We start from the raw sequence: 24,379 nt of genomic DNA, 5'->3' as shown, positions 1-24,379 counted from the left end.
TCACACTCGCCAGCCTCACATACGCAAACAAGCATCGAGCTTGAAACGTACCGATTGCCAGCATAGGCATTTTTCTCGTTATGCAAGGCCCATGGTGGTCACGCGGCCCCGGAAAGGGAATTCGTGACCGCCAAGGCAACGCAACTCAACTCGATGGGATGTTTTCGCGAAAAATCACTTGCAGCCGCGGCATATAGGTAGGCTCGGACAAACCTCGGACCGCTGCCGCAAGCATGCTGATTGCTTCGCGCGCCTCGACGCGTGGATTTTGGTCTATCACCGCGTCCATCGTGCGATCCAGGAGAAACTGCCGCGAGGTCGTCGTCAGATCGTGTCCCACAAACACGACTTGGCGCTGCACGCCGGCCTCTTGCAAGGCGCGGCCAATGCCTGAGTTGCCGGCACCGACGTTATAGATGCCTGCCGGCGTGGACTGCTGCAACACCCGCCGAGTCAGCTCATAGGCGCGCGCGCGATCGTCGCCGATTTCCAGCATGCGTTCGATCTTCAGATGCGGGAACTCCTCGTTGAGCAACGCGCGAAAACCCATTTCGCGTTCCTCGTGTCCGCGGTAGGCCAGCGAGCCCAGAAATACGCTCACGCCCTGCGATACGCCAGGGGGCAAAAAGCGTCCCAGCAAGCTGGCGGCCAAACGTCCCGCCGCCCGATTATCGATACCCACATAACCGATGCGCGATGACGTCGGAATATCCGACACCAGGGTACATACAGGAATGCCGCTGACCTGCAATGCCGCGATGGCATCTCGAACCTGGGGGTCATCCAACCCGACCAGCCCGACACCGTCGGTATTGCCCTTCAGTTGATAGAGCTGCGCCGCCAATTTGTCGGCATTAAAGCCCTCGACCAGATGCAATCTCGCCTGAATGTCTGGCCGGCATTGCGCCTCGGCCAGCAGGTGTTGCCGCAACAGCACCATAAAGCTGTTGTCGCCGGCTGGCAGCACAAAATCGAGGCGCATGGCGGTGCTTTCGGACTGGCCCAGCTCGGCGCCGTGACCCAGCTTGCGTGCAATTGCCAAGACGTGATCCCGCGTCTGGCGACGTACGCCTTCGCGTCCGTTCAGCACACGGTCTACCGTGGCAGTAGAGACCCCCGCGGCCTCGGCAATCGTCGTGATGGTGGCTCGCGCCATCGTGGTCACCTTAACGTCATCATCAGTCGGTATAGGGATTGATGATATCACATCAATTTGATTGAAATACATCAAAATGATGGGATCAACTCAAAACGCATCCTCCCCTAGGATTGGTCCCCGTGTGCCAAGACAATAGGAAGCCCTCTGCGCGCCCAGTGATCTCACTGCTCAGCGTCGGCACACGCCTGATCTGGATAGACGAAAGGCACTCTTTCTGTCAATAAGGACTATTTCTGATGTTTATTGATGTTATTTAAAGATTGAAATGATGTAATAATCACCTCTAATTAGATCAATCAAGCGCCTGCTGTGAGTCCGCCCTTTGGCCTGGCTTGCAAGACCGGCCAGCCTCGGAGACCGCCATGCCCCCTCTTACCCTCCTGCCCGATCCACCAGTGCGAGAGCACCAGTTTCGTATTGGATGTATCGGCGCCGGGATGATCATGGCAGAGTGCCATCTCGCGGCCTATCGCGAAGCCGGTTTTCAAGTGGTCGCCATTGCCTCGCGCACGCCGAGCAAAGCTCAGGCCGTCGCGCAGCGGTGGGAGATCGGGCGAGTCCATGACACTCCCCATGCGCTCATCAACGATCCCGGCGTCGACGTCGTCGATATTGCTTTCCCGCCGGATCAGCAACCCGCACTGATCCGCGCCGCACTTGCAGCACCGAACGTCAAAGCGATCCTGGCACAGAAACCATTAGCGTTGTCTTTGCCAGAAGCCATCGCATTGCGTGATGAGGCGCAGCGCGCCGGCAAACTGCTTTCGGTCAATCAGAACATGCGCTATGACCAATCCATGCGCGTGCTCAAGCAGTTGCTCGACCAAGGCGTGCTCGGCACCCCGGTGCTGGCCCAGATAGACATGCACGCCATTCCCCACTGGCAGGGATTCTTAGCTGACTATGATCGGCTCACGCTCTCGAACATGAGCGTGCATCACCTGGATGTGCTGCGCTATCTGTTTGGCGAGCCGACCCATGTCACCACACTGACTCGCAGCGACCCGCGCACGGCATTTCCCCATCACGACGGCATCGTCACCACGACGCTGCAATTCGCATCCGGGCTGATGGCCTTGTCATTGGAAGACGTATGGGCCGGGCCTCGCGGCGAGGGTCATGCCGACGACCAGTACATCCATTGGCGCGTCGAGGGCACCGAGGGCGTGGCCAAGGGCACCATAGGCTGGCCGCACGGCCAACCCTCCACGCTGTCCTACACGTCGAAGCAGGCCACCCAGGGGCAATGGGTCACGCCTGAATGGTCCTCGATGTGGTTTCCGCAGGCCTTTATCGGCGTGATGGAACAACTGCAATACGCCCTGGCCAGCGGCACCGAGCCCGCGCTGACCGTCGCCGATAACGTCAAAACCATGGCGCTGGTCGAGGCCGCATACCTATCCGACGCCGAGCGCCGCACGGTGCGCCTGGACGAAGTTCCGATTCAACACAAGTAAACCAAAGGGGCAGCACCGCCCTCCACCAAGGAGACAAACGTGATTCAAACCGGCATTTTTTCAGGTTATTTCCCCTACGACCTGGCGACCTCGGCCGCCAAGATCCGGGCACAGGGTTTCAACACCGTGCAATTGGACCTGCATTTCAAGGACATGGACCTCAGCGCAGGCCAGATCACGCCCGAAAAATGCAAACGCATCCGCGATACCTTTCGCGAACACAACCTGCCTGTTTCCTGCATCTCGGCCTATACCAACATCGTGCATCCCGAGCCTGCAGAACGGCAACGACGCAATGGCTACCTGAAAGAAATCATCGCGCACGCACAGTACCTCGGGTCCCCTTACGTAATCTCCGAGACCGGCACATTCGCCACCGAGAGCGATTGGGTGCATCACCCGAAAAACAAGACCGAAGAAGGCTGGGAACAATGCCGCTCGGTGATTCAAGGCCTGGCACAACATGCCTACGATCATGGCGCGATATTTTTGCTGGAGACCTATGTCAACAACGTCGTGGGCTCGGTAGAGGAAACGTTGCGCATGTTTGCCGAAGTCAACCATCCTGGCCTGGGGTTGTTGATGGACCCGACGAATTATTTCGAAGACCACAACATCGACGACATGGACAAGACGCTCAACCAAGTATTCGACGCGCTGTCCGACAAGATCTGCATCGCCCACGCCAAGGACGTCAAGCGCGCCGACGGCGACAAATCGGAAAAGCACAGCGACATCGGTGATGCTGACGCTGCAGAAAGCCATACGTTCCGAGGCGTGGGTGAAATCGAATTGCCGGCACCGGGGCTGGGCAGCCTGAACTACGACCTGTATCTGCAGCGCCTGGCCAAGCGCCATCCCAACATCCCCATCATCATCGAGCACTTGACCGAAGACGACGTCCCGCGTGCCAAGGCATTCCTGGACGGCAAGTTGCTGGCCAACGGCGTGTGATCCGTGCACACGCACATCTCTAGTCATTTCCCTTTATCCGGTGCGGCAGCGCGCCGACCTCTGGAGTAGAAGCACCCATGGCACAGTTATATGCCACCGCCATGACCCGGCAACAAATCGAATCGCGCTGCGGACAACTGGCACAGTTTGCCGGCGTGCGGCTCGTCACGCTGCAAGACGGCGTCGAACGTGATATCCGGCTGCTGGAGTTTCGCAGCGGCACGGGCCTGAGATTCACCGTGCTGGTCGATCGTGCCATGGACATCGCCGAATGCGAGTTCCGTGGTTATGCCGTGGGCTGGCACTCGCCAGCGGGCTTTCGCCATCCAGGGCTGCATGAATACGAGGGCGAATCTGGGCTGGGATGGATGCGTTCATTCTCCGGCCTGATGATCACGTGCGGCCTGGATCACATTCTGTTCATGCACGACTCCCCGGCGGACAACTACGTCTATAAGCCGCGAGAAAAAGTGCAGCACTCGATTCATGGCCGCGTCGGGACGATTCCCGCACGTTTGACAGGTTATGGCGAACGCTGGGACGGCGATCGCTGCTTTCTCTGGGCCGAGGGCATGGTGTCGCAAGGCACCGTGTTTGGCGAACATTTGGAACTGCACCGGCGTATCGAAATCGAGGTCGGCACCAACGATATTCAATTGCACGACCGGGTAGTCAATCGCGGCTTTTACCGCACGCCACACATGTTCTGCTATCACTTGAACGTCGGCTATCCCGTGCTGGACGAGGCGTCGCGCTATCTCGCCCCCATTCAGGATGTCGTCTGGGCGGCCCATGCCAATGAATACCGTGCACAAGGCGTAGGCTATCAACGCATGCCCGCGCCGCAGCTGGGATTTCACGAGCAGGTGTGGCAGCACGAAATGAAAGCGGACCAGAACGGCTGCGTGCCGGTCGCGCTGGTGAATGACCGCCTGAACATCGGTATCGAAGTCACCACACGCAAAGATCAATTCCCTTGCCAGTATCAATGGCAGAATTTTCAAGCCGGGCAATATGCCATGGGCATCGAGCCGTCCACCAATCATGTGCTGGGCGAAGGCGCGGCCCGTGAACGCGGCGAACTCATCTGGCTCGAGCACGCAGAGGAACGCCGTTACGACACGTGCATCCGCATCCTGGGCGATGCCAACGACATCGCGCAATGCGAACAACGCATACGCGCCATCGCTCAGCAACCAGGCGACGACTATCCGGCACTCTCGGGCGAGTTTCTGCCCCTGAACGGTGGCACGGATTCGGGAGCCTCGACATGAACCCATCGAGCATGTCGTTTTCCTTGCAAGGCCGTCGCGTGCTACTGACTGGGGCAGGCGGCGGGCTGGGACATGGCGTCAGCCTGGCGCTGCTGCACCAAGGCGCACAATTGTTTGCCGTGGATCGCGATAGCGAAGCACTGCGACAACTGCAAGAGGCCGTGCCTGCCGCCCTCGCCAGTCAATTGCAGACCCTGTCCGTCGATCTGGCCGATACCACTGCCCTGCAGCGCACGCTGGATTCGCTGACGGCCGACCACGCCATCGATGTCGTGATCAACAATGCCGCCATCTACCCGTCCAAACGTTTCGAAGACTACAGCGACGACGACCGTGCGCTGATTCATCGCATCAACGTCTCAGCGGCATTGCAGATCGTACGCGCCACCCTGCCCAGCATGCGGCAACAACAGTGGGGCCGCATCATCAACATCGTGTCCATCACGCTGTCGGGCGGCTGGGAACTGCTGCAGCCGTATGTCGAATCCAAGGGCGCCATGCTGGGCAACACACGGGCCCTGGCACGCGAATTCGGCGCATCGGGCATCACCTGCAACGCGATCTCGCCGGGCGCCTTTCCCACGGCGGCAGAGGCTATCCATCCCGACCTGCCCGGCTACGAACGCATGGTCCTCGATCGCCAGTCCATCAAACGGCGCGGCCACGCCAACGACATCGCGGCTGCCATCGTATTCCTCGCTTCCGAAGAAGCGGGTTTCATCACCGGCCAGACCCTCGCCGTCAACGGCGGCTGGGTCATGCACTGAAAGGTTTCATCATGGGAATTTTGACGGGTTACAAGGTCCTGGATTGCTCGATCGCCATGGCCGGTCCATTTGCCGCACAGCGGCTGGGCGACCTAGGCGCGGACGTGATCAAGATCGAGCCCAAAGAGGGTGAATGGCAACGCCATGCGCCCGCGGGTGGGATCAAGGGCAACAAAATCAATGTGTCCTTTCTTTCTCTCAACCGCAACAAACGATCGCTCGCCGTCGACCTGAAAAGCGAGGACGGCCAGGCCATCATTCGCCAGATGGCAAGCCAGGCCGATGTGTTCATTCAAAACTACCGTCCGGGCGTCGCTCAGCGCCTGGGCGTCGACTATGAAAGCCTGTCGGCGTTGAATCCAAGACTGATTTATGTCTCGATGTCGGGATTCGGCGAAGACGGCCCCTATGCCCGCCGGCCCGGACAGGATCTGCTGTTGCAGGCCATGTCGGGTGCGATGCTGTCGGCCGGCCGCGATGGCGAGGCGCCGCGTGCTGCAGGCCAATACCTGGTAGACGCGGTCACTGCCTACTGCGCCTTTGAGGGCGTACTGGCCGCGCTGCTTCATCGCGAACGCACCGGCGAAGGCCAGAAAGTCGAAGTCAACATGCTGGACGCGATTACAACGCTGCAAATGCAGGAGTTGTCCGTCTTCACAGTAGGCGGCAAGCCGCAGACTCGTAGCGCTGAACCCCATGCGCACAGCTATATTCGCGCGCCCTACGGCACTTTTGCGACGCAAGACGGCTATTTGGCGCTGGCCATGCCTGACATGACCGTGTTGGCGCGCGAGCTGGAACAACCTGCGCTGCTCGACTATGCCGATGAGGCAGCGGGCTGGAATCAACGCGACGAGATTTTCTGCCTGGTGCGCGAAGCGATGACCCAACGCACGACGAAAGACTGGTTCGAACGGCTCAACGCCGCCGGTATCTGGTGCAGCCCTGTGTATGGTTATGCCGAGCTCGTAGCAGACCCGCAGATCGCGCACAACGGGACCTTTGTCGAATACGAACACCCCACCGAAGGCCACGTTAAAACGCCGGGCTTTCCCATTCGCTTTACCAAAACACCTGCGCGCGTGGAGCGCGGCGCGCCCTTGACTGGCCAACATAGTGCGCAGATTCTGCGCGAATACGGCTTCGATGCGGATCGTATCGCGTCCTTTGAAGCGCACGGCGCCATTGTGTGCGGGGAACAGGCATGAGCCGACGTTGGCAAGGACTGACCTGGGATCATCCCAGGGGCTATGCCGCGTTACGAGCCGCCGCAGATCGGACCGGATTGATCGACTGGCATACGCATTCGCTTGAGGGCTTCGAGTCCGCCCCCATCGCGCAATTGTGCGAGCAATACGATCTGATTGTGCTCGATCATCCGCACTTGGGCGAAGCCTTGGCACAAGGCTGCCTGCAACCGCTGGATCGGCTCTTGCCTAACGAAGCACTGCGTTCGATAGAACGCAACAGCATCGGGCTGACCTACGCCAGTTATCACATGGCCGGCCAGCAATGGGCGTTGCCGTTGGACGCGGCAACACAAGTGATGGCGGTACGTCCTGATCTGCTGACGCGAACGGATCATGCCGTGCCTGTGCAATGGCAGGATGTTCTGGCGCTGTCACGCCAAACGAAACAAGTCGCGCTGTCGCTGGCAGGTCCACATGCCTTTCTGACGCTGCTGTCGATGTGTGCTGCGCTGGACCCGGATCTCACTTTAGATGACGGCAAACGCTGGCATCAACGTGAAGTACTTCAACAAGCCTGCGAATGGCTGGCCGAACTTGCCGCACTCAGCCCCGTTTCCGTGCGAGATGCCAACCCGATCGCCCTGCTGCATCACATGACCACGCACGACGATGTGCTGCTATGCCCCTTGGTCTATGGCTACGTGAACTACACACGAACTGCCGCTGGCAACGCATTGACGTTTCATAATGCACCACGCGTTGCATCGAATGCGCCTGGCTCCATTCTCGGCGGCACTGGTATTGCGATTTCGCAGCGTTGCCAGATCGACGCTCCCCTGATCGAGCATCTACTGTGGTTGCTCGGCGAACATGCGCAAACCCATTTCATTGCGCAGCATGCCGGCCAGCCCAGCCACCTATCCAGTTGGCGAGATCCAGGGGTCAACGCAGACAGCAGCCATTTCTATCTCGCCACGCTCGATACATTGAATGCGGCCAGCCTGCGCCCTCGTCATGATGGATTCATCGCTTTGCAAAGCCGCGCGTCGGCATTTCTGCGTGAAGGGCTGTTCAACAGATCCTCGCCCGCAACACTGGCCGACGGACTGAACACGCTGTGCGCACCGCACTCTACGATTGCTGAAAGGAATTTTTGTGACTAACCTCGTCAACCTGCACATTCAGGACCATGTGGCCTGGATCGAACTGAACCGGCCAGAAAAGCTTAACGCGATGACGCCCGAGATGGCCGAACTGCTCGTTCAAGCGATTGAGACTTGCAATCAGAGCGACGACGTACGTGCCGTCGTGTTGACTGGCGCGGGACCCAAATCATTCTGCGCAGGCTCGGATATCGTAGAGCTCGACAGCTATGCCACACCATGGGATTTTCGCAACCGCCGCGACTACTGCGATCTGATTCGCGCGCTCAAAAAACCTGCCATTGCGGCAATCAATGGCTATGCGTTTGGCGGCGGTCTCGAAATGGCGTTGGCATGCGATATTCGCATCGCCTCGGACAATGCCAAGCTCGGCTCTCCGGAGATCAAGCTCGGTTGGATCGGCGGAGGTGGCATGACGGCGCAACTGCTGCATTCGATCGGCGCTTCGAACGCCGCGTTGATGGTCATGACGGGCGACCCTATATCGGCTCAGCAGGCATTGAATTGGGGCTTGGTCAGTGACGTCGTTGCCGCTGATGCATTGCGCGAACGTGCCGCCGCGATTGCCAGCGCGATCGCCGCCCGCGCACCCATTGCAGCCGAAACCGCCAAGGTCAATCTGCGCGCGGCATTGAGCATGCCCATGGAACAAGCCACCGCCTACGAACGCGATCTACAAACCATCTGCTTTGCCACTGCGGATGCCATGGAGGGACGTCGGGCGTTTCAGGAAAAACGTTCGCCTACGTTCCAGCGGCGTTAAGGGTTGATCAAGACCGGCCGCGCCACACGCACGCCGTTCCAGCGCATCCATTCGCCGAGCTCGGGGCGTGCCAGCACCTCGAATTCCGCCACCCGCTGCGATGCCTGCGCATCGCAGCCACCGGGCAACGCCGGGTGGCACATGACCAAGTCGCCATCGCGCGCGTTGTGCAGCCAGCGCTGCAACAGGCGCGAATAACGGCGCCCGCCGCCCTGCTGGTCATACACTCCCAATAACCGGCGATTCGTCCGCCAGCCATCTCGATCCGCCACGCGAGCGACGGCGCTCGCCCCTAGTGCGCCCACCAGGCGTGCCTTGGCCGACTCGCGCAGCGGAATACCATCCTGCATACCCGGCGCCGTATGACGCAGCCAAGGAGCGCGAGAGCCGTAGCGGCACTCCAGCAATTGCAGCAAACGTGGCAACACCCCAGGCAACTGATGCACATGCTGATGCCCGTCTACGTAATCCGGGGCTCGGCCCATCACAGCCTCGAATGCGTCGAACTGGCGCGCCAGCTGCGCATCGATCCATGCCTCGTCCAGACGCCCCGCATAGGCGCGTGCGATCAGGACAGGCAAAGCCATGACCGGCGCCTGGGCGGGGTCTCCCAGGCTCTGGGTCAGATTCAGATGTACGCCTAAATCCAGATCGAATTCACGTAAATCCGGGCCGTGATCGGCAAATGTCTGCCCCTGCGATAAACAACTGACGGCGCTCAGACGCCCGAGCCGAGCGAGTCGCATGACTCCGGCGTCGATGCTGGCGTTCATGCCAAAATCATCGCCGCACACCACAATGCGTTTCCACCACTGCCCGGTGCCCGCGTCCGACGAGGGCCGACCAACGGGCGGCTGGGCAAGTTGGGAGTGGTAATCGAACAATCTGGTAGCGGCGTTATCGTCTGGCATTCTTGGCTCACTTTTCGCCGTGGGACGGGAAATACCGGTAACCATAACCGCACAGCATGTCGTTCTGATTGCAACGCTCAACCGGCGACCCCGAATCAGACCGATGGATGACAGAACGCCTGCGGTCCGTTGTATCACCATGACCTTTCCCATCAGCTACCACTGGCCCGGCTGTGCTAGCCGCCCAGCCGGCGTGCCTAGGGGAAACCTGGATAGGCGGAACGACCGGTTTTTGCCCAAACTAGCATCTTTGATTTTTGATCAAAGATCTAAATGCCCCCGACTCGCACTCTGGAACCCCTGGTCCACACCTCGGTCAACGAAGCCGTCTACCGGCGACTGCGCGACCACCTGATGCGGGGCGACTACGCGGCAGGCGAAGTACTGGGCATCCAGGAGCTCGCCGACGCCTTCGGCACCAGCGCCATGCCTGTGCGCGAGGCGCTGCGCCGGCTGGCAGCTCAACGCGCCCTGGAACCCATGAAAAGCCGGTCGATGCGGGTGCCGGTCATTTCTCGCGCACGTCTAGAAGACATCCGGCGCGCCCGCGTGCTGATCGAAGGTAGCGTGACGGCGTGGGCGGTCGAGCACATCACCGACGACGAACTGGCCGAGCTGCGCGGTTTGGCCGCTCAGATCGGCCAGTCGCTGGCCGATCCGCGCTCGGTGCCGGACGGCCTGGAAACCAACCAGTTGTTCCACTTCACGATCTATCGCGCTGCGCGCTCGGAATCGATGATGGCCACCATCGAAAGCCTGTGGTTGCAATCGGGCCCTTACCTGCGCGCCAGCCGAGAACTGATGCATTCCGATGAACGGCCGTCCGACGAACTCCACGCCACTATCGTGCAAGCCATCGCCCGGCGCGACGCCGACGCGGCTCGCGCCGCCATGGAGCGCGACATTTGCTGGGCGTTCGACCAGCTCACGGCACACCGCACCGCCCTGGCCGGCGCATAGCGCCCGCACACTTCACAAGGAACCCGCATGTCCCTGCACAAGCACCGCTCCCGCATGGTCACTCATGGCTTGACCCGCACGCCACACCGCGCATTCCTGCGCGCCACCGGCTTTGACGATGCGGCCCTGGAGAAATCCATCGTCGGCATCGTCAGCACGCAGGGCGAAAACACACCCTGCTCGATGGCACTGGCCCCGCAAGCCGACCGGGCTCGCCTGGGCGTGGCGGCGGGCGGCGGCGTGCCGGTCAGTTTCTCGACCATCTCGGTATCCGACGGCACCTCGATGAACCACGCCGGCATGCGCATGAGCCTGCTGTCGCGCGAAACGATCGCCGACAGTGTCGAGCTAGTGGTGCGCGGCCATGCCTACGACGGGCTGGTCGCCTTCGCCGGCTGCGACAAGACGCTGCCCGCCATGATGATGGCCATCGTGCGCCTGAACGTGCCGGCGGTGTTCCTGTACGGGGGTGCCACGCTGCCGGGACACGCTTTGGGCCGCCAGGCCACCATCCTGGACACTATCGAAGCAGTGGGCCGTGTCCAGCACGGCACCATGACGGCCGCCGATCTGAAAACCATGGAGCGCACCTGTACGCCGTCGGCGGGATCGTGTCCCGGCCAGTTCACGGCCAATACCATGGCCATGGTGGCCGAGGCCCTAGGTCTGTCGCCGCTGGGCTCGGCCATGATGCCAGCGGTCTACAGCGAACGCCTGGCCATTGCCCAGCAGGCCGGCGAGCGTGTCATGCGCGCGCTGGCGCAAGGCGGCCCGTTGCCGCGCGAGCTGGTCACGCGAGCCAGCCTGGACAACGCCTGTGCGGCCGTTGCAGCGACAGGCGGCTCGACCAACGCCGCGCTGCACATCCCCGCCATCGCGCACGAAGCGGGCATCCGCTACACCCTCGACGATGTCGCCGAGGTGTTCCAGCGCACGCCGCTGATCGCCGACCTGCAGCCCGGCGGTCGCTTTCTGGCCCGCGACCTGCACGAAGTCGGCGGCGTGCCGGTCATGCTCAAGGCCCTGCTGATGGGCGGCTACGTGGACGGTAGCGTGCTCACGCTCGACGGCCGCACACTGGAACAAGCGCTGGCCGATGTCCCCGACCCCGACGGCGAGGTGGTGCGGCCCTGCTCGCGCGCCATTCATCCGTCGGGCGGCGTCACGGTGCTCAAGGGCAACCTCAGTCCGCAGGGAGCGCTGCTCAAGATCGCTGGCCTGAAATCGCTGCAGTTCTCCGGCCCGGCCCGCGTATTCGAGAACGAGGAGGATTGCATGCGCGCCGTTTCGCAGCGCACCTACCAGCCGGGCGAGGTGCTGATCATCCGCAACGAAGGCCCCAAGGGCGGACCCGGCATGCGAGAAATGCTCAGCGTTACGGCGGCCTTGTATGGGCAGGGCATGGGCGAGAAGGTGGCGCTGCTGACCGATGGCCGCTTCTCCGGCGCCACGCGCGGCCTGTGCATCGGCTATGCCGGCCCGGAAGCCGCAGCCGGCGGTCCGATCGGCCTGATCCGCGACGGCGACATCATCCACATCGACGCGCAGGCTAACGCCTTGAATGTCGAACTGAGCGACGCCGAGCTGGCAGCCCGCCGCGCCGCCTACACGCCGCCGCAACAGGCTCGGCTGGCCGGCGCGCTGGAGAAATACGCGCTGCTGGTGCGGCCCGCCCACGAGGGCGCGGTCACGCATTCCGGCAACGTGCAATGGCCGTACGAAACCCCGGAGGCCGAATGAGCGCGACACTGGCATTCTGCGGTACCGGCCTGATGGGCGCGCCTATGGTGCGACGCCTGTTGGCCGCCGGCCATCGCGTCCGAATCTGGAACCGCAGTCCCGAAAAAGCCCGCGCGCTGGCGGCCGACGGCGCCGAGCTTGCCGCTACGCCGGCCGAAGCGGCGCGCGGCTGCGACGGTGTGTTCCTGTGTCTGACCGACGAGCGTGCCGTGCAAGACACCGTGTTCGGCGCGCAGGGCGTGCATCATGCCGCCGGTGCCTGGCTGGTGGACCACTCGAGCATTGCCCCCGACACGGCGCGGCAGTTTGCCAGCCAGCTGGAGCAGGCCTGCGGCCGCGTCTGGATCGATGCGCCGGTCTCCGGCGGCGTGGCAGGCGCACAGGCCGGCACGCTATCCATCATGGCAGGCGGGCCAGCCGACTCGATCGATGCGGCCTCGCGCTACATGCGCGCCTATGGCAGCCGCGTCACGCGCATGGGGCCTGTGGGTGCCGGTCAAGTGGCCAAGCTCTGCAATCAAACCATCGTAGCCAGCACTGTCAATGCCATCGCCGAGGCCGTGGCGCTGGCACAGCGCAGCGGCATCGATGCGGCGGTCCTGAACACCGCTCTGGCGGGTGGTTGGGCCGACTCCACGCTGCTGCAGATTTTTATCCCGCGCATGACGGCGCCGGTGGACCAGTTGCTAGGCACCGTGGCCACTATGCTCAAGGATGTCGAAAACGTCGCCGCGCTGGCACACGCCACCGGCACCGAGCTGGCCGGCCTGAATGGCGTACTCGCCAGCTACCGGATCGCGGCCGCGCAAGGGCTGGGCCCGGCCGACCTGTCCGACATCGTGCGCGTTGCCTGGCCCGAACGCCCGGGTCCGGCCGCACTTCAGGACCCATCATGAAGCTGGCTGCCAACCTTTCGCTGCTCTACCCCGGACTGCCGTTGGCGCAGCGCATGGCCGCGGCCGCCCGTGACGGTTTTGCCGGCGTGGAGATCCTGTTCCCCTATGATCTGGAGCCTCACGAACTGGCCGCCATGTTGCGCGACCACGGCCTGCAACTGGTCCTGATCAATACCCCGCCCGGCCAACCTGGCGAGAAAGGCTTGGCCAGCCTGCCTGGCCGCGAGGTCGATTTCAACCACGCGCTGCAACGCGCATTACAAGTCTGCGAGGCCACGCAGTGCGGCATGATCCACGCCATGGCAGGCGTGCCGGCGGCAGACGTTGCACCGGGAGCTTGCCGCGCCACTCTGATCGACAACCTGCGTCAGGGCGCAGTACTCGCCAGCCGCGCCGGCGTGTCACTGACCCTGGAAGCGCTCAACCGGGCCGACGTGCCAGGCTATTTTTATAACCGTCCCGACCAGGTCGCCGACATCATCGCTGCAGTCGGTCACGACGCAGTGCGGCTGCAGTTCGACCTGTACCACACGCAACGCGAGGCCCTGGACATGGACGCGGCGCTAGACAGCGTGCTGCCCTTGGTGCGCCACGTGCAATTCGCCAGCCCGGCAGGCCGCCACGAGCCCGACCCGACTGTCCCCGCCGTGGCGCGCGCACTGCGCACGCTAGCTCGCCACGGCTACACCGGTTGGGTCGGTTGCGAATACATCCCCGCCGGCGACACATCTGCCGGACTGGCCTGGCGCGAAGCCTACCAAGCCGTACTAGACGCGGACGATACACCATGAACATTCTTGTCACGGGAGCCAATGGCTATGTCGGTCGCGCGCTGGCGCAGCGGTTGTGCGCGCTGCCCGGTCTGCCCGGCTACGGCACGCCGGCCACCATCACGTTGTGCGACCTGACCATGGACGAACCGCCGGCGGACTTACGCGTACGCGTCGTCACCGGCAGTTTCGCCGATCCGTCGGTGCTAGCCGCGATCACCGATCCCGCGCCGGACCTGGTATTCCACCTCGCCTGCGTGGCCAGCGGACGCGCCGAAGAACAATTCGAGCTTGGCCTGCAAGTCAATCTGGCCGGCTCGCTGCAGTTGCTGGAACATCTGCGCCGGCAGGGCAAGTCGCCCGGCCTGATATTCACCAGCAGCATCGCGGTATTCGGCGCGCCACTGCCCGATCGCGTCGATGACGACACACCGACCGCGCCGGCCTTGAGCTACGGCGCACACAAGCTGTCCATGGAAATCCTGCTGGCGGACTATACGCGGCGCGGCTTTCTGCGCGCCCGCTCAGTGCGCCTGCCCGGCATCGTGCCGCGCCCGCCCGCCCCGAACGGCGCCTGGTCGGCCTTCTCCAGTACGCTGATCCGCGCGCTGACCGTTGGCGAACCCTGCACACTGCCAGTCGGCCCGCAAGCCACGCTGTGGCTGATGTCACGGCAATGCTGCATCGACAACCTGCTGCACGCTGCGTGGCTCGCCGCGCAGCCGGTCGGCGACCGCACGGCCTGGACTTTGCCCGCGCTACGCGTGTCGGTACAGGACATCGTGCAGGCGTTCGATGAGCGTGGCGACGGCCAGGCAGGCACGCGGGTGCGTTATGCCCCCGAACCTGCCATCGAAGTGCAATTCGGTAGTCAGCCGCCGCTGTTTACGCCTGCTGCCGATGCCGAGGGTTTTCGCCATGACGGCAGCCTGGCGGCGCTGCTGGACCGTGCGGCGCAAACGCCATAACCCTCCCCCCCCATCGACTCAAACCAAAACACGAAAACCACCTGAGGAGAGACATCCATGATCAAAGCCCTTGCCACACTCGCGATAGCCGGCGCGGCACTCGCCGCCACCGTGCCTGCGTACGCCCAGAAAGTGCAGTTGACCGTATCCAGTTGGCTGCCGCCCACGCATGCCCTGGTAGCAGACTTCATTACGCCTTGGGCGAAAGAGATCGAGCAAGCCACCGACGGCCGAGTCACGCTGCGCCTGCTGCCCAAGGCGGTCACCAATCCGGCGGGCCATTTCGACGCCGTGCGTGACGGCCTGGTCGATATCACGTTCATCTCGCACTCGTACTACCCGGGCCGTTTCCAGTTGACAAAGTTCGCCGTGATGCCGCTCTCCGGCAACACCGCGCAGTCGCGCTCGGTCGCCGCGTGGGACACCTACGAGAAATATCTGCTCAAAGCCGACGAGCACAAGGGCGTGCGGCTACTGGGTATTTACACACACGGCCCCGGCATTGCGTTCACCACCAGCAAATCGATCACCCGCGTCGAAGATTTCGAAAGACTGAAGATCCGCGTCGGCGGCGGCATGGCCACCGACGTGGCCAAGGCGCTGGGCGTCAGCCCCATCGCCAAGCCAGCTCCCGAATCGTACGAACTGCTGAGCACCGGCGTGGTCGACGGCGTGTTCTTTCCGGCCGAATCGTTGGTGTCGTTCAAGCTGGACAGCATCATCAAGCATGCCACGACGTTCCCCGGCGGCCTGTATTCCGATACGCACGCCGTCATCATGAACGAAGACGCCTTTGCTCGTCTGTCCAAGCAGGACCAGGACACCGTGCTGAAGCTGTCGGGCCGGCACCTGGCCGAGCTGGCCGGCAAGGCCTGGGACAAGCATGATGCGGTTGCCAGGAAAGTGATGGACGGCGGCGATATCCAGGTTGTAAAGGCCGACGACGCCCTGGTAGCAGCAGTGCGAGAGCGCACCAAAGGCTTTGAGCAGACCTGGCTGGATGCTGCCGCGGCCAAGGGTATCGATGGACCTGCCGCGTTGGCGTCGTTCCGCGCCGAGCTCAAGCAGCTCGACAGCCAATGACCGAACTCGAATGCGAGGCGTCGGCCCAGACTCCGCGCCTCGTGCCCGTCACACCGAGAATGCTATGAAAACCCTGAACTGCGCGATCACCGTCCTGCTCAAGGCCATCGCCGTAACGAGCCTGTGCGGCATGAGCCTGCTGACGGTCGTCGATGCGACCGGCCGCTACTTGCTCAACTACCCCATCATTGGGTCAGTCGAACTGGTCGAACTGATGATGATCGCGGTGATCTTCTCCAGCATTCCCCTGATGACCCGCTCGCGCGGACACATCACGGTGGACGGCTTCAGCCATCTGTTCTCGGCACGCGCCGTCGCCCTGCAAGACCGGTTCGGTGCAGTGCTAGCCACCGTGGTCAGCGGCTTCCTGGCCTGGGTCACGTGGGGCAAGGCTACCAGCACGGCCGACTACGGCGACATGACCGCCATGCTCGGTATCCCGCTGGCGCCGTTCGTCTATTTCATGGCGGTGCTGCTGGCTCTGGACGCCATCTATCACGCGGCCAATGTCCTGCGCCCCATTGCCGACACCGGGAGCGAAACACCATGATCGAATCCCTGATCGCCCTGGGCGCCATGCTGACGCTGGTGTTCCTGCGCGTGCCAGTCGCCTTTGCCATGGCGCTGGTCGGCTTCATCGGCCTGGGGCTCGTTCGCAATTGGAACTCGGCCTACGCCATGGTTGGATCCGTCATCTATGAAAGCGGTTTTCAGTACCTGCTGTCTGTGCTGCCGCTATTCATCCTGATGGGCAATTTCGTGACCGAATCGCGCATGTCGCGCGAGCTGTATGCGGCCGCCCATGCTGTGTTAGGACACCGACGCGGTGGCCTGGCCATGTCCACCATCGTGGCCTGCGGCGGCTTTGGCGCAATCTGCGGGTCCAGCCTCGCTACAGCCGCCACCATGGCGAAGGTGGCTTACCCCGAGATGCGCCGCATCGGTTACAGCGAGAAGCTGGCCGCCGGCTCGATCGCGGCAGGTGGCACGCTCGGCATCCTGATCCCGCCGTCCATCATCATGGTGGTGTACTGCCTGCTGACCGAACAGAGCATCGGCAAGATGTTCGCCGCTGGCGTGTTGCCCGGCCTCTTGGCCATGGCTTGCTACATGCTGGCGGTAGCGTGGGTGGTGCGGCGTGACCCTGCCGCCGGCCCCAAGGGCGAGCGCCACACCTGGCCACAGATCCGCCACGCATTGAGCCGAGTCTGGGCGGTGCTCGCCCTGATCGCCTTGTTGATGGGCGGCATCTATGTCGGCATGTTCACGCCCGCCGAAGCGGCAGGCATCGGCGCGTTCCTGGGCTTCCTGTTCGCGTGCTGCCGCCGTACATTGAGCTGGCGCACCTTTGTGAATGTAGTAGTGGAGTCGGCCAAGACCACAGGCATGATTTTCGTGGTCATGATCGGCGCGCTGATGCTGGCCAACTTCATCAATTTCACGTCGCTGCCCGGCGACCTGCTCGAGCTGGTCGAACACTATCAGCTCAGTCCCCTGGCCGTGATCTTCGCGATCTGCGCCATCTACATCGTACTGGGCTGCGTACTGGAGAGCATGTCGATGATCCTGCTGACCGTGCCGGTGTTCTATCCGCTGGTGCAGAGCCTGGGCTTCGATCTGATCTGGTTCGGCATCATCGTGGTGGTCGTCACCGAACTCAGCTTCATCACTCCGCCGTTCGGCATGAACGTCTTCGTACTGCGCGGCCTGCTGCCTGGCGTGAGTACACAGACGATTTTCCGGGGAGTGATGCCGTTTGTGGTCAGCGACATCGGGCGCCTGACGATCCTGATCCTGTTTCCGACGATATCGCTATACCTGCCGCGCTTTGTGAGCTAGCGTGGCAGCTCTACAGCAACCGCGCTCAACGCAGCAACAACTCGCTCAACGCCCGTGAAAAACCGGCTTGCGCTTTTCCACAAAGGCTCGGGCGCCCTCTCGACGGTCTTCGCTATCGTAGGGGTCGGGACCTACTGATAGCCGCAGCGCGGCAGATATCGGCAAGCCGATACTTCTGGACGCGACCGCCTTCATGCGCTGGACTGAAAGCGGCGCGTTGTCCGCGATGCGGCGCGCCAGCTGTTCGACCTGTTCCAACAGCTCGGCGGCGGCGCAGACACGGTTGACCAGCCCGAGTTCGTGCGCGCGCTGCGCGCCGATCAGATCACCGGTATAGAGCGCCTCGAGCGCCAGGCCACGGGGAATCAGTTGCGGCAGCACCACGCTGCCGAAGTTGGCGCCCATGCCGACGCGCGCCTCTGGCAGCCCCAGCCTGGCACTATCGGCCGCGACGCGAAGATCGCAGGCCAGGGCCAGTTCGCAGCCCCCGCCGGCAGCCACGCCGTTGATGGCCGCGATCGTGGGCTTGGACATCTCCAGCACGACCTCGTTGAGGTTGCGCGCCGGCCCGTCCATGGGATGCAGCATGCTGCCCGCGCTGTCCAGCTCTTTCAGATCCACGCCGGCCGAGAATGCGCGGTCACCTGCACCGGTATAGACCACTACCCTGACCTCGGGATCCCGATCCAAGACTAGCGAGACGTCAACCAGGCGCGCGAAAGTCGCGGGCGCCAATGCGTTCATCCGGTGCGGACGATTGATGGTGACCCAGGCGATCTGGTCCTGGATGCGCGTCTGGATTTCGTCGGATGTCGTCATGTCAGTTGGCCGGTTGCATGTTGGCGCGCTTCATGACTTCCAGCCATGTCTTGCGTTCGCTCTGCGCGAAAGCGGCGAACTGCTCGGCAGTCAGGCTGCTGGGAGTCACGCTGAGCGCTTCCATTCGCTTGAGCGCTTCGGGACGGGCAGAGGCTTCGCGCATGGCCTTGTTGATGGCATCCACGATCTCGGTAGGGGTGTCTTTGGGCACCCACACACCGTACCAGGCCGTCACGTCGAAATCCGGTATGCCGAGCTCGGCAATGGTGGGCACGTCGGGCAGCTCGGGCATGCGGCTTTTGGTAGAGACCGCCAACGCGCGCAGCTTGCCGCCGCGGATCTGCGACATCACACTGGCAGCAGTGGAGTAGAGTAGGTCCACGTGCCCGCCCATGACGTTGGTCAGTGCAGGGGCGGTGCCGCTGAAGGGTACGTGGGTCATGTTCAGCTTGCCCTGGAAGGCGACTCGCTCGCCCGTCAGGTGCGGCAGCGAGCCCTGCGCGCCGGAGGCGAAGGTGATGTTCTGCGTCTTGGCGGTGTCCAATACTTGCCGGAAGGTCTTGTAAGGCGAGTTCTCGCCGGTGACGACAATGATCGGCGCCGACCCCAGCACGCCCACCGGACGGAAATCCTTCATGGGGTCGAACGACAGGTTGGTGAACATGCCTTCGTACATGACGTGCTGCGAGGTGTTGGCCAGCAGCGTATAGCCGTCGGGCTTGCTCAGCGCCACGAGGCGGGCGCCGATCGTGCCAGCCGCGCCGGGCTTTTGTTCCACTACGATCGGCTGGCCGAGGATAGCGGCGACGTCGTCGATGATGAGACGGGCGAACGTCTCGGTCGTGCCGCCAGCCTGGTAGGGCGAGATCAGGGTAATGGCGTGGCTGGGGTATTTGTCTTGGGCCTGCGCGGTGCTGGCACCGATCGCCAGCAATGCGGCCGCGCCGATCAGGGTGAAGCGCTTGAACATGGTTGTCTCCTTTATGTGTGCTTGGGCAAAAAAGGACCGCTATGGCTGCGGCCGCATGATGACCCTGCCAATCGCCTGTCTGCCGGCGATCATGTGCAGTGCGGTCTTGAATTCAGATAGGGGCAGTGCGGCGTGCACCCGTGGCCGGATCCTGCCCTGCGCGGTCCAGTCGAACAGTTGCGCATAGGCCTGGCGCAGCTTTGCATCGTTGCCGGGAGCGACCGGATGACGCCCCCAACCGAAGTAATAGCCCCAGTAGACGCCGATGACGCTGATGTTTTTTACCAGCACGATGTTGGCGGGCACGGTGGGAATGGCGCCGCTCGCGAAACCCATCGGGATGATGCGGCCGTTCGGCGCGATGCATCGCAGCGAGGTGTCGAAGGTTGCGCCGCCGACAGGGTCGTAGATGACGTCAGCGCCGCGTCCGCCGGTCAGTGCCAGTACGGCGTCGCGCCAGTCGGCTCGGTGGTAGTCAATAGCGTGGTCGGCGCCGTGCTCCAGCACGACATCTTGCTTGGCCTTGGAGCCCGCCGTGGCGATCACCGTGGCGCCCAGCGCCTTGGCCACTTCCACCGCGGCCAGTCCGCTGCCGCCGGCCGCGCCGTGCACTAGCACGACCTCCCCCGGTGCCACGCGGGCGCGCCAGTGCAGCGCGCCGTAGGCCGTGCCGTAGATCGTGGGAAACTGGGCTCCCGCATCGAAGCTGACGCCGTCGGGCAGGTGAAAGACCGTCTCTTCGGGCGCCACCACTTCCTGGGCGTATCCGCCCGACTGCACGCCGGCGATCACGCGCTCGCCGACCCGGAAGCGGGAGGCGCCCGCGCCGGTTTCCACCACGACACCCGCGACTTCCGTGCCGGGTATCAGCGGCAGCGGCGCGCGATTCTGGTGCTTGCCTTCCATGACCAGCAGGCTGGCGAAGCTGGCGCTGCACGCATGTACCTGAATGCGCACCGATCCGGCGCGCAAGGCCGGCGACGGAATGTCTTCCAGCGCCGCCACTTCTGGGCCACCGTACTTCCTGCACACGACTGCTTTCATGGTTTTCATCCTTGCACCGCTCCGCTGGCGAACATGGTTTGCACTTCCTCTTCCGAAAAGCCCGCTTCGTGCAGCACTTCCCTGCTGTGTTCTCCCAAGCGGGGCGTGGGACGGGTTGGCTCCGGCTGAGTGACCGACCAAGTGCTGGTACGTGTCATGCTGCAGATCCGGCCCTCTGTGGGGTGGTCCACTGTGGCGAAGAATCCGGTCTGCCGCAGGTGCGGGTGAGCCAGCAGCGATTCCATGGTTTCTATCCGGGCCACCGGGATATCTGCTTCTTCCAGGCAGGCGATCCAGGCATCGGTGCCGCGCCCGGCGAGTACCTCGGACACGATGGCGTACAAGGCCTCGAGGTTCTCGGTGCGATTCGCCATCTTGCTAAAGCGTGGGTCTTCCATGATTTCGGGACGGCCAACGGCGGAGAAAAACGCACGCCATTGGCGGTCGGTGAGCACCATCATGCAGAGAAAGCCGTCCTGCGTCTGGAAGGGGCGCCGGATGGAGGCATAGCGCTGGAATACTGGCGGACCGATGGGCGGCTCGAACGTCAGACCGGCCATGTGGTCAGCCAGCACCAGCGAGGCGATGGACTCGAACATGGGGACTTCGACGTGCTGCCCCTGGCCGCTCACCGCCCGGTGGTATAGCGCTCCCAGGACTGCGTTGGCCGCACAGATGCCGGTAACGCGGTCGGCCAGCGCCACCGGCGCATAGCGCGCGGGCTCGCCGGGCGCGCGCAGCGAGGCAATGCCGGCAGCCGCCTGGATCAAGTCGTCGTAGGCAGGCTTGTCGGCATGTGTGCCGCCCTGGCCATATCCCACGATGTTCACATAGACGATACCCGGGTTGTGCGCCGCCACCTGTTCGTACGCCAGGCCCAACCGTTGCATGGCCTTGGGCCGCGTATTGCAGACGAGCACGTCGGCGGTTTGCGCCAGCCGCATGAAAGCGGCCCGCCCGCCATCGAGCTTCAGGTCCAGCACGATGCTGCGCTTGCTGCGATTGGTGTGCAAAAACATGGCACCCATGCCGCGATGCCGCGCCGGGCCCAAGTCGCGGATGCTGTCGCCTTCGGGAGGTTCGATCTTGACGACATCGGCACCCATGTCTCCCAGGATCTGCGTGGCGACTGGACCCGACAACGCCGCTGTCATGTCCAGGACCCGTATGCCATTCAACGGTCCGCTCATGTGTTTCGCCTTGTCGGCCGCCGCGCTCCGCAGGTCATGCCGAGTAGTAGTGTTGGATAGAACATACTACCTAGTATCATATTAAATTACGCAATTGACAAGTCGCGATATCACCATGAAAAACTTTCCAACATCCCCTAGAAAATTATAATGATACCAAGTAGTATGTTGCCAAATACTTGTACTTGGAGAAGCAATTCATGGCAACCATTTGGAAACCTTCGTTGGATGACGATGCCCGCAGTTGGCGGGATACGGCCCGTCAACTGACGGATACGCACTTTGCGCCAGCGGCCGACGCAATTGACCGTGATCAGCGCTATCCGGTCGAACACCTGGAACCGTTGCGGCAATCCGGCGTCGGCGGCATGTTCATTCCTCGGCAGTACGGCGGCGGCGGAGCGCCGTTGACGGCACTGGTGGCGGTGGTGGAGACCATTGCTGAGGGCTGCGGCTCCACCGCCGCCATCATGGCGGCACTGTCGCTTGGGGCGTTCCCCGTGCTGCTGGGCGGCACCGAAACGCAGAAGCAGGCGCTGCTGGGCGGCCTGGCTCGCGAAGGAACCGCGGTGAACTTCGCCTTGAGCGAGCGCGGCGCTGGTTCCGATGCCGCAGCCATTCAGACCACGGCCGTGCGCGAGGGCAAGGACTGGCGGATCCGTGGCGAAAAGTGCTGGCTCGGCAACGGCGGGCATTCCAAGCATTTCATCGTGTTCGCCCGCACCGGCGAACCCGGCACGCGCAACAACATCACCGCGTTCTGGGTGCCCCGCGACACCGAGGGCGCCGCGGTCGATTTCTATGAAGACAAGATGGGCATCCGCGGCACCACGACCACCAATTTCAAGGTCGACGTCCGGGTGCCCGATTCCAGCATCGTGGGACAAGAAGGGCTGGGCCTGAAACTGGCCCTGTCGACCCTCAACGTGGGGCGGGTGGTGGTGGCCGCCCAGGCGCTGGGCATAGCGCTGTGCAGCTATCGCGCCGCCAGCGCGTTCGCGGCGTCGCGCCAGACGTTCGGCCGGACCATCATCGACCACCAGGGCGTAGGCTTCATGCTCGCCAATGCCGCCACGCAATTGTCGGCCGCCCGTATGATGCTATACGAAGCCGCGCGAGCCTACGATAAAGGGCAAGACATCAGCACCCTGGGCGCCATGGCCAAACTTTTTACCAGCGAAGCCTCGCACACCGTGTGCGACGATGCGATGCAGATCCTGGGAGGCAGGGGCTATGTGAAACCCAATGCGGTCGAGCGTTGCTATCGCGACCAGCGCATCACCGAGATCTACGAGGGCACTTCGGAGATCCAGCGCGTGGTGATCGCGCGCGCCATCAAACGCGAAGCAGAGGCCGCAGGGTCCTGACCGATCGTGCTATCAAGCCTATGGAGCAGACAGTGAAGCAAGAGCACACCCCAGACGAACCAACCGCCGCCTGGCGCGCGGTGGCCGAGTGGTATCACGCGTATTTCACGGGCATCGTCCTGTACGTGTCGTCGCGGCACGGCACGGCCAGCACCGCAGAACTGGTATACGAGATATTCTGCCGGCAGCGCCGCGAACGCTTTCTTCCCGGCTTGCAAAAGTTGGGCCTGGACAACTTGCCGCACGCCGTGGCAGCAGCCCAATACCACTATCTTTCCAATCATATCGGCGGAGTGTCCGTCGAATACATTTATGAATCCGACCGCAAGGCCTGGATCCGATACGCCGCGCCGCGGTGGATCTGGGCTGGCACAGCCCTGTGCGGCATCGCACCGGAAGTCTCGCAGGCCATGCTGCGCGGCTGGCATGCCCAGAACGGAACGATGTTGAGCAACCCACGCCTGGGCTTCGTATGCACCAAGCAGACCGTAGATGCGCAATCCGGCCTGGAAGGCTACTACTACGAGTACGACCGCGACCTGCTACCCCACGAGCGGCTGCGCTTCGCCCGCGACGAAGACGCGCCAGATTTCGACGCGGCCCAGGCCCCGCAACTGCCCACCGACCAATGGCCAGCGGCCAGATTGGCCAAGGCGCACCGCAACTACGCCATGGAATATGTACGTTCGGCATACCCTACCGCACTGCAGTTGTGGGGCCCTGACGAAGCGGCGCATCGTCTACGGATGGTCGGCCGGATGATCGGTATGCAGTTCTATCACGAAGTGGCGCGCGCGCTGGGTGGAGACTACACGCCCGATGCCGCGGGCTTCGCGCGCTTTGTCGCCGACCTGGGCACTGCGCATGGTGACGCATGCCAAGTCGTTCAACACCTTGACGACAGCCATGAGGTTCGCCAAAACGGGTGGGTATTCATGGATGGCATCAGGGAATATCACCCCATGCTGGCTGACGCCTGGAACGGCCTCATCGAGGGAGCTTTGCAGGCGCACAATCGACGCCTCAATATGACCTTCGATGTTCGTGCAATCGGCCAGGGATACGACCTAGCCTGGAGAATTGGCAACTAGGTCC

Annotated in this window: 23 protein-coding genes; 17 read left to right on the top strand and 6 right to left on the bottom strand. The window is 62.9% G+C overall.

Features of this window, described 5'->3' with window-relative positions:
• Positions 1–145 precede the first annotated feature (145 nt).
• Entirely contained in the window at positions 146–1,156 is a 1,011-nt protein-coding gene (locus ACYVIT_RS24445; protein ID WP_415807342.1) for a LacI family DNA-binding transcriptional regulator, read from the bottom strand.
• Positions 1,157–1,521: 365 nt separating this feature from the next.
• Here ACYVIT_RS24445 and ACYVIT_RS24440 point away from each other — a divergent pair, with 365 nt between their 5' ends.
• From ACYVIT_RS24440 to ACYVIT_RS24410, 7 genes are all read left to right on the top strand, one after another.
• On the top strand, positions 1,522–2,616 hold the full coding sequence (locus ACYVIT_RS24440) for a Gfo/Idh/MocA family protein (protein ID WP_415807343.1): 1,095 nt from the start codon (positions 1,522–1,524) through the stop codon (positions 2,614–2,616).
• 39 nt (positions 2,617–2,655) lie between these two features.
• Complete coding sequence (locus ACYVIT_RS24435) at positions 2,656–3,570, top strand: sugar phosphate isomerase/epimerase family protein (protein ID WP_415807344.1); 915 nt, start codon at positions 2,656–2,658, stop codon at positions 3,568–3,570.
• A 77-nt stretch (positions 3,571–3,647) separates the two neighbouring features.
• A complete protein-coding gene (locus tag ACYVIT_RS24430) occupies positions 3,648–4,844 on the top strand; it encodes an aldose 1-epimerase family protein (RefSeq protein WP_415807345.1) in 1,197 nt (398 codons plus the stop codon).
• Entirely contained in the window at positions 4,841–5,611 is a 771-nt protein-coding gene (locus ACYVIT_RS24425) for an SDR family NAD(P)-dependent oxidoreductase (protein ID WP_415807346.1), read from the top strand. Before ACYVIT_RS24430 ends, ACYVIT_RS24425 begins: the two co-directional genes overlap by 4 nt.
• Positions 5,612–5,622: 11 nt before the next feature.
• Positions 5,623–6,819, top strand: coding sequence for a CaiB/BaiF CoA transferase family protein (locus ACYVIT_RS24420; protein ID WP_415807347.1), 1,197 nt, complete (start codon positions 5,623–5,625; stop codon positions 6,817–6,819).
• Positions 6,816–7,964 (top strand): extracellular solute-binding protein, encoded by a 1,149-nt coding sequence (locus tag ACYVIT_RS24415; protein WP_415807348.1) that lies wholly within the window; start codon positions 6,816–6,818, stop codon positions 7,962–7,964. Before ACYVIT_RS24420 ends, ACYVIT_RS24415 begins: the two co-directional genes overlap by 4 nt.
• On the top strand, positions 7,957–8,727 hold the full coding sequence (locus ACYVIT_RS24410) for an enoyl-CoA hydratase/isomerase family protein (protein WP_415807349.1): 771 nt from the start codon (positions 7,957–7,959) through the stop codon (positions 8,725–8,727). Before ACYVIT_RS24415 ends, ACYVIT_RS24410 begins: the two co-directional genes overlap by 8 nt.
• On the opposite strand, the gene ACYVIT_RS24405 is transcribed toward ACYVIT_RS24410, so the two are convergent.
• The gene (locus ACYVIT_RS24405) at positions 8,724–9,638 is read right to left on the bottom strand and encodes a ChbG/HpnK family deacetylase (protein ID WP_415807350.1); all 915 of its coding nucleotides are present in this window, start codon (positions 9,636–9,638) and stop codon (positions 8,724–8,726) included. The genes ACYVIT_RS24410 and ACYVIT_RS24405 overlap by 4 nt on opposite strands.
• Before the next feature lie 273 nt (positions 9,639–9,911).
• Between ACYVIT_RS24405 and ACYVIT_RS24400 the strand changes: the two genes are divergently transcribed.
• From ACYVIT_RS24400 to ACYVIT_RS24365, 8 genes are all read left to right on the top strand, one after another.
• The gene (locus ACYVIT_RS24400) at positions 9,912–10,598 is read left to right on the top strand and encodes a GntR family transcriptional regulator (RefSeq protein ID WP_415807351.1); all 687 of its coding nucleotides are present in this window, start codon (positions 9,912–9,914) and stop codon (positions 10,596–10,598) included.
• A gap of 27 nt (positions 10,599–10,625) precedes the next feature.
• Positions 10,626–12,338 carry a dihydroxy-acid dehydratase gene (gene ilvD / locus ACYVIT_RS24395; RefSeq protein WP_415807352.1) on the top strand — a complete coding sequence of 571 codons (1,713 nt, stop codon included), beginning with the start codon at positions 10,626–10,628 and terminating at the stop codon, positions 12,336–12,338.
• Positions 12,335–13,234 carry an NAD(P)-dependent oxidoreductase gene (locus tag ACYVIT_RS24390; RefSeq protein WP_415807353.1) on the top strand — a complete coding sequence of 300 codons (900 nt, stop codon included), beginning with the start codon at positions 12,335–12,337 and terminating at the stop codon, positions 13,232–13,234. Before ilvD ends, ACYVIT_RS24390 begins: the two co-directional genes overlap by 4 nt.
• Positions 13,231–14,025 (top strand): hydroxypyruvate isomerase family protein, encoded by a 795-nt coding sequence (locus tag ACYVIT_RS24385; protein WP_415807354.1) that lies wholly within the window; start codon positions 13,231–13,233, stop codon positions 14,023–14,025. Before ACYVIT_RS24390 ends, ACYVIT_RS24385 begins: the two co-directional genes overlap by 4 nt.
• Entirely contained in the window at positions 14,022–14,972 is a 951-nt protein-coding gene (locus tag ACYVIT_RS24380; RefSeq protein ID WP_415807355.1) for an SDR family oxidoreductase, read from the top strand. Before ACYVIT_RS24385 ends, ACYVIT_RS24380 begins: the two co-directional genes overlap by 4 nt.
• Positions 14,973–15,029: 57 nt before the next feature.
• Positions 15,030–16,055, top strand: a complete 1,026-nt coding sequence (locus tag ACYVIT_RS24375) for a TRAP transporter substrate-binding protein (protein ID WP_415807356.1) — start codon at positions 15,030–15,032, stop codon at positions 16,053–16,055.
• A gap of 64 nt (positions 16,056–16,119) precedes the next feature.
• Positions 16,120–16,605 (top strand): TRAP transporter small permease, encoded by a 486-nt coding sequence (locus ACYVIT_RS24370; protein ID WP_415807357.1) that lies wholly within the window; start codon positions 16,120–16,122, stop codon positions 16,603–16,605.
• Positions 16,602–17,894: a TRAP transporter large permease gene (locus tag ACYVIT_RS24365; protein WP_415807358.1), complete on the top strand. Its 1,293-nt coding sequence runs from the start codon at positions 16,602–16,604 to the stop codon at positions 17,892–17,894. Before ACYVIT_RS24370 ends, ACYVIT_RS24365 begins: the two co-directional genes overlap by 4 nt.
• A gap of 45 nt (positions 17,895–17,939) precedes the next feature.
• Here the strand turns inward: ACYVIT_RS24365 and ACYVIT_RS24360 are convergent, their stop codons facing one another.
• From ACYVIT_RS24360 to ACYVIT_RS24345, 4 genes are read right to left on the bottom strand one after another with little or no spacing between them, the layout of a single operon-like run.
• Positions 17,940–18,713 (bottom strand): enoyl-CoA hydratase/isomerase family protein, encoded by a 774-nt coding sequence (locus ACYVIT_RS24360; RefSeq protein WP_415807359.1) that lies wholly within the window; start codon positions 18,711–18,713, stop codon positions 17,940–17,942.
• 1 nt (position 18,714) lies between these two features.
• Positions 18,715–19,683: a Bug family tripartite tricarboxylate transporter substrate binding protein gene (locus tag ACYVIT_RS24355; protein ID WP_415807361.1), complete on the bottom strand. Its 969-nt coding sequence runs from the start codon at positions 19,681–19,683 to the stop codon at positions 18,715–18,717.
• A gap of 39 nt (positions 19,684–19,722) precedes the next feature.
• Positions 19,723–20,727, bottom strand: coding sequence for an NADPH:quinone oxidoreductase family protein (locus ACYVIT_RS24350; RefSeq protein WP_415807469.1), 1,005 nt, complete (start codon positions 20,725–20,727; stop codon positions 19,723–19,725).
• A gap of 5 nt (positions 20,728–20,732) precedes the next feature.
• Positions 20,733–21,917 (bottom strand): CaiB/BaiF CoA transferase family protein, encoded by a 1,185-nt coding sequence (locus ACYVIT_RS24345; protein WP_415807363.1) that lies wholly within the window; start codon positions 21,915–21,917, stop codon positions 20,733–20,735.
• Between the two features lie 200 nt (positions 21,918–22,117).
• Here ACYVIT_RS24345 and ACYVIT_RS24340 point away from each other — a divergent pair, with 200 nt between their 5' ends.
• Together ACYVIT_RS24340 and ACYVIT_RS24335 are read left to right on the top strand one after the other, a co-directional pair.
• Entirely contained in the window at positions 22,118–23,284 is a 1,167-nt protein-coding gene (locus ACYVIT_RS24340) for an acyl-CoA dehydrogenase family protein (protein ID WP_415807364.1), read from the top strand.
• Between the two features lie 20 nt (positions 23,285–23,304).
• Positions 23,305–24,375, top strand: a complete 1,071-nt coding sequence (locus ACYVIT_RS24335; protein ID WP_415807365.1) for a hypothetical protein — start codon at positions 23,305–23,307, stop codon at positions 24,373–24,375.
• Positions 24,376–24,379: the final 4 nt, after the last annotated feature.

The sequence above is a fragment of the Bordetella muralis genome (genome assembly GCF_054781015.1).
Note: the sequence above shows the minus strand (reverse complement) of the source record. Positions and strands in the feature narration are given on the sequence as shown.

Coding starts and splice junctions, on each gene's coding strand:
- ACYVIT_RS24440 (WP_415807343.1), top strand. CDS start 1,522: ATGCCCCCTCTTACCCTCCTGCCCGATCCACCAGTGCGAGAGCACCAG.
- ACYVIT_RS24365 (WP_415807358.1), top strand. CDS start 16,602: ATGATCGAATCCCTGATCGCCCTGGGCGCCATGCTGACGCTGGTGTTC.
- ACYVIT_RS24390 (WP_415807353.1), top strand. CDS start 12,335: ATGAGCGCGACACTGGCATTCTGCGGTACCGGCCTGATGGGCGCGCCT.
- ACYVIT_RS24340 (WP_415807364.1), top strand. CDS start 22,118: ATGGCAACCATTTGGAAACCTTCGTTGGATGACGATGCCCGCAGTTGG.
- ACYVIT_RS24350 (WP_415807469.1), bottom strand. CDS start 20,727: ATGAAAGCAGTCGTGTGCAGGAAGTACGGTGGCCCAGAAGTGGCGGCG.
- ACYVIT_RS24425 (WP_415807346.1), top strand. CDS start 4,841: ATGAACCCATCGAGCATGTCGTTTTCCTTGCAAGGCCGTCGCGTGCTA.
- ACYVIT_RS24345 (WP_415807363.1), bottom strand. CDS start 21,917: ATGAGCGGACCGTTGAATGGCATACGGGTCCTGGACATGACAGCGGCG.
- ACYVIT_RS24370 (WP_415807357.1), top strand. CDS start 16,120: ATGAAAACCCTGAACTGCGCGATCACCGTCCTGCTCAAGGCCATCGCC.
- ACYVIT_RS24380 (WP_415807355.1), top strand. CDS start 14,022: ATGAACATTCTTGTCACGGGAGCCAATGGCTATGTCGGTCGCGCGCTG.
- ACYVIT_RS24430 (WP_415807345.1), top strand. CDS start 3,648: ATGGCACAGTTATATGCCACCGCCATGACCCGGCAACAAATCGAATCG.
- ACYVIT_RS24400 (WP_415807351.1), top strand. CDS start 9,912: ATGCCCCCGACTCGCACTCTGGAACCCCTGGTCCACACCTCGGTCAAC.
- ACYVIT_RS24375 (WP_415807356.1), top strand. CDS start 15,030: ATGATCAAAGCCCTTGCCACACTCGCGATAGCCGGCGCGGCACTCGCC.
- ACYVIT_RS24420 (WP_415807347.1), top strand. CDS start 5,623: ATGGGAATTTTGACGGGTTACAAGGTCCTGGATTGCTCGATCGCCATG.
- ilvD (WP_415807352.1), top strand. CDS start 10,626: ATGTCCCTGCACAAGCACCGCTCCCGCATGGTCACTCATGGCTTGACC.
- ACYVIT_RS24445 (WP_415807342.1), bottom strand. CDS start 1,156: ATGGCGCGAGCCACCATCACGACGATTGCCGAGGCCGCGGGGGTCTCT.
- ACYVIT_RS24335 (WP_415807365.1), top strand. CDS start 23,305: ATGGAGCAGACAGTGAAGCAAGAGCACACCCCAGACGAACCAACCGCC.
- ACYVIT_RS24405 (WP_415807350.1), bottom strand. CDS start 9,638: ATGCCAGACGATAACGCCGCTACCAGATTGTTCGATTACCACTCCCAA.
- ACYVIT_RS24360 (WP_415807359.1), bottom strand. CDS start 18,713: ATGACGACATCCGACGAAATCCAGACGCGCATCCAGGACCAGATCGCC.
- ACYVIT_RS24385 (WP_415807354.1), top strand. CDS start 13,231: ATGAAGCTGGCTGCCAACCTTTCGCTGCTCTACCCCGGACTGCCGTTG.
- ACYVIT_RS24355 (WP_415807361.1), bottom strand. CDS start 19,683: ATGTTCAAGCGCTTCACCCTGATCGGCGCGGCCGCATTGCTGGCGATC.
- ACYVIT_RS24415 (WP_415807348.1), top strand. CDS start 6,816: ATGAGCCGACGTTGGCAAGGACTGACCTGGGATCATCCCAGGGGCTAT.